General features: G+C 70.5%; 15 protein-coding genes. 3 read left to right on the plus strand and 12 right to left on the minus strand.

Annotated features, from left to right (window positions below; genetic code table 11):
* Positions 1–9 precede the first annotated feature (9 nt).
* Positions 10–1,809: a DUF4012 domain-containing protein gene (locus C7474_RS12885; RefSeq protein WP_241965239.1), complete on the plus strand. Its 1,800-nt coding sequence runs from the start codon at positions 10–12 to the stop codon at positions 1,807–1,809.
* A gap of 58 nt (positions 1,810–1,867) precedes the next feature.
* Complete coding sequence (locus C7474_RS12890; RefSeq protein ID WP_121060477.1) at positions 1,868–2,410, plus strand: LPXTG cell wall anchor domain-containing protein; 543 nt, start codon at positions 1,868–1,870, stop codon at positions 2,408–2,410.
* Between the two features lie 12 nt (positions 2,411–2,422).
* On the opposite strand, the gene C7474_RS12895 is transcribed toward C7474_RS12890, so the two are convergent.
* The 3 genes from C7474_RS12895 to C7474_RS12905 form a co-directional block, all read right to left on the minus strand.
* Entirely contained in the window at positions 2,423–3,118 is a 696-nt protein-coding gene (locus C7474_RS12895; protein ID WP_121060479.1) for an endonuclease/exonuclease/phosphatase family protein, read from the minus strand.
* A gap of 72 nt (positions 3,119–3,190) precedes the next feature.
* Positions 3,191–4,033 (minus strand): tRNA pseudouridine(38-40) synthase TruA, encoded by an 843-nt coding sequence (gene truA / locus C7474_RS12900; protein WP_121060481.1) that lies wholly within the window; start codon positions 4,031–4,033, stop codon positions 3,191–3,193.
* A gap of 9 nt (positions 4,034–4,042) precedes the next feature.
* Positions 4,043–4,945, minus strand: a complete 903-nt coding sequence (locus tag C7474_RS12905; protein ID WP_121060483.1) for a carbohydrate kinase family protein — start codon at positions 4,943–4,945, stop codon at positions 4,043–4,045.
* A gap of 121 nt (positions 4,946–5,066) precedes the next feature.
* Between C7474_RS12905 and C7474_RS12910 the strand changes: the two genes are divergently transcribed.
* Positions 5,067–7,061: an acyltransferase family protein gene (locus tag C7474_RS12910; protein ID WP_121060485.1), complete on the plus strand. Its 1,995-nt coding sequence runs from the start codon at positions 5,067–5,069 to the stop codon at positions 7,059–7,061.
* 1 nt (position 7,062) lies between these two features.
* Here the strand turns inward: C7474_RS12910 and C7474_RS15325 are convergent, their stop codons facing one another.
* The 9 genes from C7474_RS15325 to C7474_RS12950 form a co-directional block, all read right to left on the minus strand.
* Positions 7,063–7,557 (minus strand): GNAT family N-acetyltransferase, encoded by a 495-nt coding sequence (locus C7474_RS15325; protein WP_241965240.1) that lies wholly within the window; start codon positions 7,555–7,557, stop codon positions 7,063–7,065.
* 21 nt (positions 7,558–7,578) lie between these two features.
* Positions 7,579–8,118 (minus strand): GNAT family N-acetyltransferase, encoded by a 540-nt coding sequence (locus tag C7474_RS15330; RefSeq protein WP_241965241.1) that lies wholly within the window; start codon positions 8,116–8,118, stop codon positions 7,579–7,581.
* Positions 8,119–9,073: 955 nt separating this feature from the next.
* Positions 9,074–9,649, minus strand: a complete 576-nt coding sequence (gene rplQ, locus C7474_RS12920; RefSeq protein ID WP_121060487.1) for a 50S ribosomal protein L17 — start codon at positions 9,647–9,649, stop codon at positions 9,074–9,076.
* Positions 9,650–9,688: 39 nt separating this feature from the next.
* The gene (locus tag C7474_RS12925) at positions 9,689–10,678 is read right to left on the minus strand and encodes a DNA-directed RNA polymerase subunit alpha (RefSeq protein ID WP_121060489.1); all 990 of its coding nucleotides are present in this window, start codon (positions 10,676–10,678) and stop codon (positions 9,689–9,691) included.
* Between the two features lie 126 nt (positions 10,679–10,804).
* Positions 10,805–11,203 (minus strand): 30S ribosomal protein S11, encoded by a 399-nt coding sequence (rpsK, locus tag C7474_RS12930; protein WP_047544506.1) that lies wholly within the window; start codon positions 11,201–11,203, stop codon positions 10,805–10,807.
* A gap of 31 nt (positions 11,204–11,234) precedes the next feature.
* Entirely contained in the window at positions 11,235–11,609 is a 375-nt protein-coding gene (gene rpsM, locus C7474_RS12935; protein ID WP_121060491.1) for a 30S ribosomal protein S13, read from the minus strand.
* Between the two features lie 207 nt (positions 11,610–11,816).
* On the minus strand, positions 11,817–11,933 hold the full coding sequence (gene rpmJ, locus C7474_RS12940) for a 50S ribosomal protein L36 (RefSeq protein WP_005050492.1): 117 nt from the start codon (positions 11,931–11,933) through the stop codon (positions 11,817–11,819).
* A 66-nt stretch (positions 11,934–11,999) separates the two neighbouring features.
* The gene (infA, locus tag C7474_RS12945; protein WP_028496510.1) at positions 12,000–12,221 is read right to left on the minus strand and encodes a translation initiation factor IF-1; all 222 of its coding nucleotides are present in this window, start codon (positions 12,219–12,221) and stop codon (positions 12,000–12,002) included.
* A 169-nt stretch (positions 12,222–12,390) separates the two neighbouring features.
* Positions 12,391–13,071: a DsbA family protein gene (locus C7474_RS12950; RefSeq protein WP_121060493.1), complete on the minus strand. Its 681-nt coding sequence runs from the start codon at positions 13,069–13,071 to the stop codon at positions 12,391–12,393.
* Positions 13,072–13,115: the final 44 nt, after the last annotated feature.

Raw genomic sequence — 13,115 nt, forward strand, 5'->3', positions numbered from 1 at the left:
GGTTGACGGGTGAGCTCCCCCCACCCCCTGCCCGCGTCCGCGCGCACTGCCGGCCGTGTGTTCGCGTGGGTGCTCGCAGCCGCCCTGGTCGCGCTGCTGGCGGCATCCGTCTGGATCGGCGTGCGCGCCGTCGCCGCCTACGGCCACCTGATGGACGTGCAATCCGCCGCGGCCACCGCGACCGATGCGCTGCGCGACCCCGCCACCGCACCCGCGCTCGTGGATGCGATCGCCGCCGACACCTCTGCCGCCCGCGAGCTCACGAGCGACCCGGTCTGGCGCGCCGCGGAACAGCTGCCGTGGATCGGTCCGCAGCTGTCGGCCGTGTCGACCGTCGCCGCCGCGGCCGACGACGTCGCCACCAACGCGCTCACCCCGCTGAGCCAGGTCGCGTCCTCGTTCTCGGTCGACCAGCTGCGCCCCGTCGACGGCCGAATCGACCTCGCCCCCTTCACGACGATCGCGGATGCTGCGCGCACCAGCGCGAGCGGCCTCTCCGCGGCGCGCTCGTCGGTCGACGGCCTGGAGCAGCAGGCCCTCGTCGGACCGGTCCGCTCCGCCGTGACCGAGGTGAGCACCCTGCTCGGCACGACGTCGGAGGCCACCGACGCCCTCGCCCGCGCGATGCAGCTGCTGCCGGCGATGCTCGGCCAGGATGGCGCGCGCGACTACCTGATCGTTTTCCAGAACAACGCCGAATGGCGCTCTCTGGGCGGCATCGTCGGTGCGATGGCGCTCGTGCACACCGACGGCGGCAGCCTGTCGATGACGACACAGGGATCGAGCTCGGACTTCGCGCGGTACGACGACCCCGTCATGGACCTCGGACCGGAGGTGACGGCGGTCTTCGGCACCCATCCGGCCCGCTGGATCCAGAACGTCACCCAGGTTCCCGACTTCACGGTGGCGGCGCCGCTCGCGCGCGAGATGTGGAGCCGCGAGTTCGGCGTCAGCCCCGACGGCGTCATCGCGCTCGACCCGGTCGCCCTCTCCTACCTGCTGGCCGCGACCGGTCCGGTCGCGCTTCCCACCGGCGACACCCTGACCGCCGACAACGCCGTCAGCCTGCTGCTGAACGAGGTGTACCTGCGCTACGAGCGTCCGGCCGATCAGGATGCGTTCTTCGCCGCGGCCGCCGCGGCGGTGTTCGACAAGCTCGCCGGCGGCGCCGCGAACCCCACCGCGCTCGTCGAGGCGCTGGCCCGTGCCGGCGATGAGCGTCGCCTGCTGCTGTGGTCGGCGATCCCCGAGGATCAGGCGGTCCTGGCCGACACCACGCTCGCCGGTCCGCTCCCTCCCACCGACGCGACGCAGCTCGGTTTCGGCGTGTACCTCAACGACGGCACCGGCTCGAAAATGGACTACTACGTGACCCCGGAGACCACGGTTGCGTGGGGGGAGTGCACCGTCGACGACGCCGGTCGTGCCAGCGGCACCGTGACGCTGACGCTCACGCTCACCAACAACGCCCCCGCGGATGCCGCCACCTCGCTGCCCGAGTACATCACCGGCGGCGGCAGCTTCGGCACGCCCGCCGGCACCGCGAAGACGGTCAGCTACCTGTACCTGCCGGCCGGCGCGGAGCTCGTCGAATCGACGCGGTCCGACGGCGGCGGCTTCGGCGGCGCCTTCCACGACGGCCGTCAGGTCATGTCGTTCGGCGCCTCCCTCACGCCGGGCCAGTCGGCATCCGCCACGGTGACGGTGCGCACCACGGTTCCCGGGGCGGCCGAGGCGGTCGCCTGGGTCACCCCCACCGCGGATGCCGCGCTCGCACCGCGAGTTGGCGATTCCTGCCGGGGTTCGTAGAATCGGGGAGTCGGGGGGACGGCTCCCTCCGGCTACCCCCTCGAGACCGGATGTCCGAATGCCGCACCTTCCGCGCAAGGTCCTCGTCGCTGCGACGCTGATCGCCGCCGCCGTCTTCGGTGCGCCCGCCGCCGCACAGGCGAACTCGATCTATCCGCCGAGCGACGCGTGCTCCGTGACACCGACGACTTCCACCCCCAACGGGGTGCTGACCTTCTCGTGCGCAGACGGCACGTTCGGAGCCGACGAGGCCGTCACGGTCACGATCACCGGCGAGAGCGGCTCGGATGTGTCCTGGGGCATGCTGAAGTTCGCGATCTCGACCGGGTCGACCGGGTCGACGTCGGGTCCGTCTGGTGAACTGCCCGCCATGCGGATCACGCTGCCCGCCAACGCGACCGGCGTGTACAACATCGCCGCCGTCTCGGCCTCGTCCGCCGGCGGCGCCGCCAGCGCGACCGTCTCGACGAACGGCTCGGGCCTGCCCTCCACCGGTGGCGACGCGACCGCGGTCGCGATCTGGACCGGTGCGGGCCTGCTGGCCGTCGCCGCCGGTGCGGTCATCATCGCGGGCGTCCGTCGCCGCGCACAGCGCGCCTGACCCCGCCCGCGTCTACGCCGTCGCGGCCTGCGCCCGACGCTCCTTGAGTTCGGCCGTGACCAGGATCGGCAGATGGTCGCTCGCGCCCTGCGGAAGCGTCGTGATCGTGTCGATGTCGAAGCCGACGCTCGTCGCGAAGTCGTAGTGCCCCTTGAAGAACCGGTAGCGCGTGTAGGTGCGTGAGTCGCTGAGGCTCAGCTCGTAGCCGGCGGCGCGCACTTTCTGACTCAGGCTCTCCTTGAACACCGGATAGTTGTAGTCGCCGACCATGAGGATGGGCAGCTCCTCACCGAGCGAGGCGAGTTCGGCGAGCGCTGCCTCGATCTGCTTGCGGCGGAGCGAGTTCAGCGCGGTCAGCGGGGCGGCGTGGAAGCTCGCCACGATGAGCTCGCGCCCGTGGTCGATGTCGTACAGGCGCACCCCCAGCAGCCGCTCCTCGGCGGGCTTCAGCACCATGTCGTGCAGTGACTTCTTGAGCGCCAGGGTGCGCACCTCACGCGCCGCGAAGAGGTTCTCGCGGTAGTAGACGGCCAGCCCCAGACGGTTGCGCGCGGTCGCGTCCGCCAATCGCAGCCCCGCCACCTCATCCGGGATCTCGGCCGACCGCGCCTCCTGGAGGCACAGCACATCGGCGTCGTGGGCGGAGACCAGCGTCTCCAGCTCCCCCGCCGCCTTGTGCTTGTTGAGGTTGTACGAGATGACCTTCATGGCGGTGCCAGCATAGGCCCGCAGGTTCGGTGCCGCCTGTGCCTTGCGCCAGATGTCGCCGTACGTTAACGCTCAGTCCTCATCGGGCGACAGTGAGCGCCGCGCGCGGGTCTGCTCCGCACGCGAGGCCAACAGGTCGTCGGGCGGGTAGCCGACCTCGGCGAGCGTGAGCCCGCGCGCGGCGAGCACCGGGAACGCGCTCGTGCGCGTCGCCTCATCGCGCAGGCGCACGACGTCGTCGACCCCCAGCCGCCCCTCGCCGACGGCGACGCACGCCCCGACGAGGGCACGCACCATCGAGTGGCAGAAGGCATCGGCGCGCACGTTCGCGATCAGCACGCCCTCGCCGTCCCGATGCCAGTCGAACTCGAGGAGGGTCCGGATCGTCGTCGCCTCCTCGCGCGCCTTGCAGTAGGCGGCGAAGTCGTGCAGTCCGATGAGCGTGCGCGCGGCGGCATCCATCGCCGTCACATCGAGAGGGGCGTGCACCGTGGTCGTCCGTGCGCGCTCGAGCGGGTCGTATCCGCTGACGCGGTCGGCGATCCGGTACGCGTATCGCCGCCACACGGCCGAGAAGCGCGCGTCGAAGCCGTCCGGCGCCACCCGCACGCTGTGCACGGCGACGTCTGAGTAGGCGCGCAACACCCCGTTGATCCGACCGGCGAGCGCCTCCGGCGATGCGTCGCGCCCCTTCGCGAGCCGCTCCTGCTGGGCGCCTGTGAGGTCCAGGTGCGCCACCTGACCGCTCGCGTGCACCCCGGCATCCGTCCGCCCCGCGACCACGAGCTGCGCGTCGCCGCCCAGGATGCGGGAGATCGCGGCCTCGAGCGTGCCCTGCACGGTGCGCAGACCCGGCTGCCGCGCCCAGCCCCGGAAGTCGGTGCCGTCGTAGGCGAGGTCCAGGCGCAGGCGCATCCGTCCAGCCTATTCGGCGGGCGGTGCCGTCATCGCGTCGACCTCGCGGCGCCGCGGCGGGTCGGCGCCCTCGCGCGACACGGTGATCCCCGCCATGACCGCCGCCCGCCGCAGCGCCAGGGCGAACGCGTCGGCGTCGTCGAAGAGCGCCGTGTCGGTCAGCGCGCTGTACAGCAGGCTCGCCATGTACGCATCGCCCGCGCCGATCGTGTCGGCCACTGCGACGGGCAGCGCCTCGGCCGCGACGACGCCGCCGGGACCGCGGGCGAGCACCCCGTCGCCGCCGCGCGTGATGACGACCAGTCGCGGCCCGAAGCCCGCCACCTCGTCGAGCACCGCCAGCGGGTTCAGCGTGGGATAGAGCCAGGCGGCATCCTCGTCGCTGAGCTTGACGAGGTCCGCGGATGCCGCCGCCCGGCCGAACTGCGCGAGTGCGGCGTCGTGCGGGCCCACGAGGGCGGGTCGGATGTTGGGGTCCAGGGTGACCAGCGATCGGCCGGCCGCGCGCTCGAGGGCTTCGAGCACGGTCGCGCCGCCCGGCTGCAGGAACAGCGCGATCGAGCCGGTGTGGACGAGAGCCACCTCTCCCGCATCGGGAGCGGGCACGCGCCAGTCGATGTCGAAGTCGTACTGCGCCGAGCCGTCGGCCTGGATGCGTGCCCGCGCGGTGGAGGTCGCGGCATCCGTCCACGACGCCGCGGCCAGCGCGACCCCCGCGGAGGCGACGTGCTCGGCGATCGCAGCGCCCCGGGCATCCCGCCCGATCCGGGTCAGCAACCGCACCGGGAGACCCTGTCGGGCGAGTCCGACGGCGACATTCGCCGGGCTGCCACCGACGACCTCACGGGTTCCGTCGGCGGTCTCGACGATGTCGATGAGCGCCTCGCCGATGACGAGAGTGCGAGCGTCCATGCTCCTCCTTCTCCGACTTCCCTCCCTAGCCTAGACACGGTCCTGCGGTCACCGATCGTTCAGGCTCACGGTCGTAAAATCGTCCGATGGCGCACCGGGGTAGCGCCGGGATCGCGACCTGATGAGCACGCAGACGAGACGTTTCGCAGGACTGGACGGCCTCCGTGCCGTGGCAGTCCTGCTCGTCGTGGTCTACCACCTCTTCCCCGGCGCCGGACTGTCGTCCGGCTTCGTCGGCGTCGACGTGTTCTTCGTGATCTCCGGATTCCTCATCACCTCGCTCCTCCTGCGCGAGAAGGCCGCCACGGGGCGGATCGCGCTCGGACCGTTCTGGAAGCGCCGTGCCCGACGCCTGCTGCCGGCCCTGTTCGTCGTGGTGACCGTCAGCTGCACGATGGCGTTCCTGCTCGGCGGCGACCTGCTCGTCGGCCTCGGGATGCAGGTGGTGGGCGCCGCGACGTTCTCGTTCAACTGGCTCGCCGTCGCCGGCGGGTCGGATTACTTCGCCTCCGGCACCCCCGAACTGCTGCGCAACCTGTGGTCGCTCGCGGTCGAGGAGCAGTTCTACGTGCTGTGGCCCCTCGTCTTCCCGCTCTTCCTGCTGCTCCGCCGCCGCTGGGCGAGCGTCGTCGCCGCCCTCGGTCTCGCGGCCGCCTCCGCCGGCTGGGCCGTGTTCCTCACCGTCCAGGGCGCCGACGCCAGCCGCGTCTACTACGGCACCGACACCCACGCCTTCGGGCTGCTGCTCGGCGTTGCGCTCGCGTTCGCCCTCTACCCCGTCGGCGACCGCAAACCGTCGATCCTCGGCGTCCGCTCGGTCTGGGAGCTCCTGTCCGGCATCGTCGCCCTCGTCGCCCTCGTCGTCGTCGCCGCGACGGATGCCGGCGCGCAGACGTGGGTGCTCGGCGCGGCATCGCTGCTGACGGCCCTTCTCATCCTCGTGTCGGTGTGGCCGGGGTCGTGGCTCGGCCGTGCACTCGACATCCCGCCGCTGCGCTGGATCGGCGCCCGCTCGTACGGCATCTACCTGTGGCATTGGCCGCTCATGGTGCTGCTCGTCGACGCGACCGTCGGCGGCGCCGCCGACGGCGCCATCCCCGTCTGGCTGGGTTTCGTCGTGCTCGCGCTCACACTGGTGCTGTCGGCCCTGTCGTACCGGTTCATCGAGCAGCCGGTGCGCCGGCACGGGTTCCGCGGCTCGCTGCGGTGGCTCGGCGACGCGCTGCGCGCCACGCCGGCACGCCGCATCCGCGCCATCGCGACGCTCGCCGCCGGCGTGCTCGTGGTGGGCGGCACCACCGCCGCCGTGGCCGCGGCGCCGGAGATCACGTCCAGCGAAGCGGTCGTCGCGGCGGGTCAGAAGGCGCTGGACGAAGCCGATACCGCATCGGCGGCGGGGATCGACGGCCCACCGATCGCACCGCAGCCGGCCCCAACGCCGTCGGGGCTGGCGTGCCCGACCGACGAGCTGCCGCTCGACCCCGCCGACGGTGTGCACGCCCAATGCCCGCCGGGCTCCGACGGGCGGCCGCTCCCACCGGTGCCGCAGCCCGTCGCCGGCGAGCGCATCACGGCCGTCGGCGACTCGGTCATGCTTGCTTCGGCGCCCGGCCTGCTGGCGGAGTTCCCCGGCATCCAGGTCGACGCCGCGGTCTCGCGGTCGATGTATGCCGGAACCGGCATCATCTCGTCACTGGCGGCGAACGGGCAACTGCGGGAGTTCGTCGTCGTCGGCCTGGGCACGAACGGTCCGGTGTCGGAGGACGCACTGCAGTCTATCCTCGACACCGTCGGGCCCAAGCGGCACCTCATCCTCGTCAACGCGTACGCCCCGCGCGACTGGATCCCCGGAGTCAACGCGGAGTTGTCCGCCTTCGCCGCCGCCCATCCCGGCGTGAGCGTCGCGGACTGGTCGAGCGCGATCGGCGCGCACACCGACTTCCTGGCCGGAGACCACATCCACCCCGGCGCCGCCGGCGGGCGCGTGTTCGCGGACACCGTCGCCGCCGTCGCAGAGGACGTCGACAACCGTCGCGCACAGCTGACGTATCAGGTGGAGCTGCTGCAGTGGCAGAGCGCCCGCGCGTTCGGTCGGCCGACCTCGGTGGGCGGCTGACTCAGAGCCGCTCGACGAACGCGACCGAACGCTCGGTCGCACGGAAGCCGAGTCCTTCGTAGAGGGTGTTCGCCCCGGTGGGGCTCGCGGTGTCGACGTCGAGCACGGTCTGCTGCAGCCCGGCATCCGCGATCGCCGCGAGCGCTCCCGCGATGACGGCCGGGGCGAGACCGCGCCGCCGGTGGCCGCGCACGACGCCGATGAGGTCGATGTACGCGTGGCTGGCGCCGAGAAGCTCCCAGTCGTCCTCATTCACCGACGCGAGGCAGAACGCCGCGATCGCACCGTCGGCGTCGACGGCGATGCGCGACAGATCGGGGCGGAAGTGCTCGCCGCCGACGAACTTCGCCCAGCTCTCCGACTGGGTCGGCAGCGACCCCCAATGGTCACGGAACGCGTCGTTGCGGGCGACGCGGGCATCCTCATCCCGATCGCGCGTGTACGGCACGATGCGGATGTCGTTCGGAGCCTCGACCGCGGGTGCACCGGCATCCATCGACCGCACCATCGTCGCGAACTACCGCTCCGGCACCATCCCGGCAGCCTCGGCGATCCGTCGATGCGGGGCGTTGGACTCCTCGGCGTAGACCTTGAGGTCGGCGGTCCAGGCCGTGGTCCCGTCGAGGCTCGGCAGCACCTCGGCGATGTGCTGCCGCCCCCGAGCTCGCTGCCAGGCGAGCACCGCCGTCCCGATGCCACGACCGCGGACCTCCGGGTGCACGCAGCCGCCGAGCGTGACCGTCAGGGCTCCCGCGCGGGAGGGGTGGAGGAACGCGCTTCCGAGCGCGACCACACGGCCGCCCGCGTCGACGCCGATGATCGAGTCGCGACGGTGGTCGATGTGCGGCAGGTCGAAGGTGTCGGCGACCTCATCGCGTGGGGTGATCCAGGTCGGGTGGTCGACGGTATCCGCCGCCGCCATCAGCGCGTGCACGGCGTCGATGTCGTCCTCGGTCGGGGCACGCCAGGCCGCGACGTACGGATGCTGCGGCACCTCCGGCGGCGGCACCTCGCCCAGTCGCCGTCCCAACTCCGCCACCGTGCTCGCCTCGTCCACCCCGCCACCCTACCGTCGGCGTCGCGCGCCGCGTCGGCTCGCTCAGCCCGCGCACTTCTCAGGATGAACGCATCCCGCGGCCTCCCGCCATGACGGAACCCCGCGCCTCGGCCACCCGCCGAGGCCCGGCATCCTGAGAAGTGAACGGCCGGCACGCAGCACGGGTCAGCCGCGACGGCCCACGGTGACGTCATCTCGAGCACCCCGCGGTGCAGCAGGCTGTCGAGGGTCGCGACCACGTAGGTCGGTGGGCAGCACCGCGCGACGTCGCACACTGCGGCCCCGATCGACACTGCATCTCGGGCGCTCGAGCTATCGTCGTCCATCCAATGCACCCGCAAGGACGACGTGGCGTCGCCCGTACGGAGTCCGCGCAGGCGGCCCGCATTGTGCGCGACGCGAACGTGCAACCGCTCATCGCGCAGCGCGAAGACACCGAGCGCCCGCATCAGGCTGATACACGTCAACCGTCCGCCGGCAGCTACCGCGCCGTCTGCATCCGCGTGAGCCCTGTCCGCCGTCACGTAGCGATCCCGACGCAAGCGGATCAGGCGACCGTCGCGTATCGCCGTCGTGATCCCGCGCCCGGACAGTCCCGCATCGAGCAGCTCCGCTCGCGTCATCACCCGCTGTGGCGTGTCGTTCATGCGCGCCATCGTGGCCCCGACGCCTGCACGGCTGGTCGCACGAGGCCGCCTTCAGGGGCGGCCGACGTGACTTACGAGGTTGGGGAGGAAGACTTCGCGCCACGGCGCCGAAGACGCACCTCCGCCTCCTCGCGCGTTTCTCAGGACCGATGGATGCCGCCGCCCCGTGCGGGGCCACAATCACGCTGATCCCGCACGACACCCGGGCGATCCGTCCTGAGAAGCGAACGCGCGCGCCGCGCCCCGCAACGGCGGAAGGCCCGCCCCGGCGAACCGGTGCGGGCCTTCTCGGCGGTGCGGGAAGCGGATTACTCCGACTTCTCCTCGGCCTTCTCGTCGGCGGGGGCCTCGACGGCCTCCTCGGCGGCGGCCTCGGCGGCAGCACCCTCGGCCTGCGACTCGGCGCCGGCCTCGGCGTCGGTCGACTCGGCGACCTCGGCCTCGGGGGCCTCCTCCACCGGGGTCTCCTCGGCGACGGGCGCGGCGGCGGCCGGAGCGGCCTTCTTGGCCTTGGCCTTCGGGGTGACGGGCTCGAGCACGAGCTCGATCACGGCCATGGGGGCGTTGTCGCCCTTGCGGTTGCCGACCTTGGTGATGCGGGTGTAGCCGCCGGGACGGTCCGCGACGAGCGGCGCGATCTCGGTGAACAGGACGTGCACGACTTCCTTGTCACCGATGACCGACAGCACGCGACGACGCGCGTGCAGGTCGCCGCGCTTGGCGAACGTGACGAGACGCTCGGCCAGCGGACGCAGGCGCTTGGCCTTGGTCTCGGTGGTCGTGATCGACTTGTGCGTGAACAGCGCGGCAGCGAGGTTCGCGAGCAGCAGACGCTCGTGGGCGGGGCCGCCTCCGAGGCGGGGACCCTTCGTGGGCTTGGGCATTCTCAGTTACTCCAGTGTGAAAAAGTGCGGTCGGGCCGGTCAGACGGTCTCGTCGTCGTAGCCGCTGTAGAAGTGCGCGCCGTCGAACCCGGGGACCGAGTCCTTCAGCGACAGGCCGAGCGAGATGAGCTTGTCGCGCACCTCGTCGACGGACTTCTGACCGAAGTTGCGGATGTTCATCAGCTGGGTCTCCGAGAGGGCGACCAGCTCGGAGACGGTGTTGATGCCCTCGCGCTTGAGGCAGTTGTACGAACGCACCGACAGGTCGAGGTCCTCGATCGGCATCGACAGCTCGTTGGTGAGCACCTCGGCGACCGGCGCGGGGCCGATCTCGATGCCCTCGGCCTCGACGTTCAGCTCGCGCGCCAGACCGAACAGCTCGGTGAGGGTGCGGCCGGCCGACGCGACGGCGTCACGCGGCGAGATCGACGGCTTCGACTCGACGTCCAGGATGAGCTTGTCGAAGTCGGTGCGCTCACCGGCACGGGTCGCGTCCACGCGGTACGAGACCTTGAGGACGGGCGAGTAGATCGAGTCGACCGGAATCTGGCCGGCCTCGGCGTACTCGTTGCGGTTCTGCGTCGCCGAGACGTAGCCGCGGCCGCGCTCGATCGTCAGCTCGAGCTCGAACTTCGCCGAGTCGTTGAGCGTCGCGATGACCAGCTCGGGGTTGTGGATCTCGACACCGGCCGGCGCGGAGATGTCGGCGGCGGTGACCTCACCGGCGCCGGTCTTGCGCAGGTACGCGGTGATGGGCTCGTCGCGCTCCGACGAGACCACGAGCTGCTTGATGTTGAGGATGATCTCGGTCGCATCCTCCTTGACACCGGGGATGGTGCTGAACTCGTGCAGCACACCGTCGACGCGGATGCTGGTGACCGCGGCGCCGGGGATGGACGAGAGGAGGCTGCGACGCAGCGCGTTGCCGATGGTGTAGCCGAAGCCGGGCTCGAGCGGTTCGATGACGAACCGGCTGCGGAACTCGCCGACCTTCTCCTCGGTCAGAGTGGGACGCTGTGCGATGAGCACTATGTGTTCCTTTCAGTCACGTGCCCGCTATATGACACGTGGATGTTCTGAGGTGTTGAGTTTTTCTAGAACGACGGATGCCGGATCCCGCAACCCGTGGAGGGAAGCGGGATCCGGCCCGGGAAATCAGACGCGGCGGCGCTTCGGGGGACGGCAGCCGTTGTGGGCCTGCGGGGTGACGTCCTGGATGGAGCCCACCTCGAGGCCGGCGGCCTGCAGCGAACGGATCGCGGTCTCGCGACCCGAGCCCGGACCCTTCACGAAGACGTCGACCTTCTTGACACCGTGCTCGGCGGCCTGGCGGGCGGCCGACTCGGCGGCCATGCCGGCCGCGTACGGGGTCGACTTGCGCGAGCCCTTGAAGCCCACGCCACCTGAGGACGCCCAGCTGATGACGGCGCCCGACGGGTCGGTGATCGAGACGATCGTGTTGTTGAACGTCGACTTGATGTGGGCCTGGCCCAGCGCGATGTTCTTCTTCTCCTTGCGGCGCGGCTTGCGCGCGGCGGACTTGGCCTGTGCCATGTGCTTGTTCTCCTAAACCTGCGGCGGCGCCTTAGCGCGCCTTCTTCTTGCCGGCCACGGTGCGCTTCGGGCCCTTGCGGGTACGCGCGTTCGTCTTCGTGCGCTGACCGCGCACCGGAAGGCCGCGGCGGTGGCGCAGGCCCTCGTAGGAGCCGATCTCGACCTTGCGGCGGATGTCGGCGGCGACCTCGCGGCGCAGGTCACCCTCCACCTTGTAGTTGCCTTCGATGTAGTCGCGCAGGGCGACGAGCTGGTCGTCGGTGAGGTCCTTGACGCGGATCGACTCGTCGATCTCGGTGGTCTTGAGGATCTCGGCCGAACGGGTACGGCCGATGCCGTAGATGTACGTGAGGGCGATCACCACGCGCTTGTCGCGCGGGATGTCGACGCCGGCAAGACGTGCCATGCGGGTTCTCCTGGGAGTGAGTGAAGGTGTGGAGCAGAATCGGTGCCCGGGCCTTCACCCCGGGGTGTCCCCCGCCCTCGCGGACGGGATCTGAGACTGCCTGTCTGTGTGTTCAGTTGTGAGGGTTTCGACTCGGCCGCTGCGCGGCCTCGCTCAACCTTGACGTTCGCGTGTCAACGCCGCTGCGCGGCATTGACACGACTCACGTCAACCCTGGCGCTGCTTGTGACGCGGGTTCGACTTGCAGATGACCATGACGCGACCGTGGCGACGGATGACCTTGCAGTGGTCGCAGATGGGCTTGACGGAGGGGTTGACCTTCATGATTTTCCTGATTCGCTGTCTTCACCGGGCACGCCGGAGCGTGGGGTGTTACTTCTCGACCGGGGCTCAGCGGTAGCGGTAGACGATGCGTCCGCGCGTGAGGTCGTAGGGCGAAAGCTCGACGACGACACGGTCCTCCGGGATGATGCGGATGTAGTTCTGCCGCATCTTGCCGGAGATCGTGGCCAAGACCTTGTGCCCGTTGGTCAGCTCGACGCGGAACATCGCGTTGGGCAGAGCCTCGGAGATCACACCTTCGATCTCGATGACGCCGTCTTTCTTGGCCATACGCTCGCTTACAGTTGTGCAGACCGGTCGATCTGCGGTGGGTGGGATTGCGGTGCCGATGCGTCGGAAGACGACACGCCAATGAAGGCGCAAGGCACCAAAGATCCAGTGTACGTGGTAAGGCCCCCGGAGGCAAACCACCGGGGGCCCTCCGCTCAGGATCCGTGGGTCACTGCCCCGTGAGGTTCGCGACGATGTCAGTCTGCGGGTTCATCGTGATGGGCACGAGGGTGCCGTTGACCGCGAGCGTCGGCGTGCCGGTGGCCCCCTCGGGCAGCTGTTGCGCCTGAGCGAACTTCACGTACTTGTGGGAGGTGATGTCGTCGGCGAGCTGGTCGGTGACGGCGACGCCGGCATCCTTGGCGATCTGGATGATCTCCTCGTCGGTCAGACCCGTGCTGCTCTCGGCGGGCTGGTTCTCGTACATCGCCTGCATGAACGCGTAGGCGTTGTCGGGGTCGGATGCGGCGACCGCATACATCGCGGCGGCGGAGCGGCTCGAGAACTCGGTGCCCTGCGAGAGGCGGTCGAGGATCGCGACCGGGTGCAGCTCGAGCGTGACGGAACCGTCGTCGACGAGACCCTTGATGGTCTCCCCCTCGGTCTGCTCGAACTGGTTGCAATAGGGGCACATGAAGTCGACGTAGGTGGCCACGGTGTCGGGGCCGTCGCCGAAGACGATCGCGCCGGTCTCGGTGTCGATGTTCGACGCCTGGGGCGCTTCGCCGGGGGCGGTCGCGGAGTTGTTCATCCAGACGACCGCGCCGATCACGACGGCGACGACGGCCACGACCGCCACGCTCGTCCAGATCGCGAACCAATTCGTCTTGCGGGCCGGTGTGCCTGCCATGTCCTCGCCTCTCGTGACGCCGCCTCTCGGCGCACTGTCTCCAT

The sequence above is a fragment of the Microbacterium telephonicum genome, from assembly GCF_003651225.1.
GTDB lineage: Bacteria > Actinomycetota > Actinomycetes > Actinomycetales > Microbacteriaceae > Microbacterium > Microbacterium telephonicum.

Coding starts and splice junctions, on each gene's coding strand:
- C7474_RS12890 (WP_121060477.1), top strand. CDS start 1,868: ATGCCGCACCTTCCGCGCAAGGTCCTCGTCGCTGCGACGCTGATCGCC.
- C7474_RS12895 (WP_121060479.1), bottom strand. CDS start 3,118: ATGAAGGTCATCTCGTACAACCTCAACAAGCACAAGGCGGCGGGGGAG.
- truA (WP_121060481.1), bottom strand. CDS start 4,033: ATGCGCCTGCGCCTGGACCTCGCCTACGACGGCACCGACTTCCGGGGC.
- C7474_RS12905 (WP_121060483.1), bottom strand. CDS start 4,945: ATGGACGCTCGCACTCTCGTCATCGGCGAGGCGCTCATCGACATCGTC.
- C7474_RS12910 (WP_121060485.1), top strand. CDS start 5,067: ATGAGCACGCAGACGAGACGTTTCGCAGGACTGGACGGCCTCCGTGCC.
- C7474_RS15325 (WP_241965240.1), bottom strand. CDS start 7,557: ATGGATGCCGGTGCACCCGCGGTCGAGGCTCCGAACGACATCCGCATC.
- rplQ (WP_121060487.1), bottom strand. CDS start 9,649: ATGCCCAAGCCCACGAAGGGTCCCCGCCTCGGAGGCGGCCCCGCCCAC.
- rpsK (WP_047544506.1), bottom strand. CDS start 11,203: ATGGCACAGGCCAAGTCCGCCGCGCGCAAGCCGCGCCGCAAGGAGAAG.
- rpsM (WP_121060491.1), bottom strand. CDS start 11,609: ATGGCACGTCTTGCCGGCGTCGACATCCCGCGCGACAAGCGCGTGGTG.
- rpmJ (WP_005050492.1), bottom strand. CDS start 11,933: ATGAAGGTCAACCCCTCCGTCAAGCCCATCTGCGACCACTGCAAGGTC.
- infA (WP_028496510.1), bottom strand. CDS start 12,221: ATGGCCAAGAAAGACGGCGTCATCGAGATCGAAGGTGTGATCTCCGAG.
- C7474_RS12950 (WP_121060493.1), bottom strand. CDS start 13,071: ATGGCAGGCACACCGGCCCGCAAGACGAATTGGTTCGCGATCTGGACG.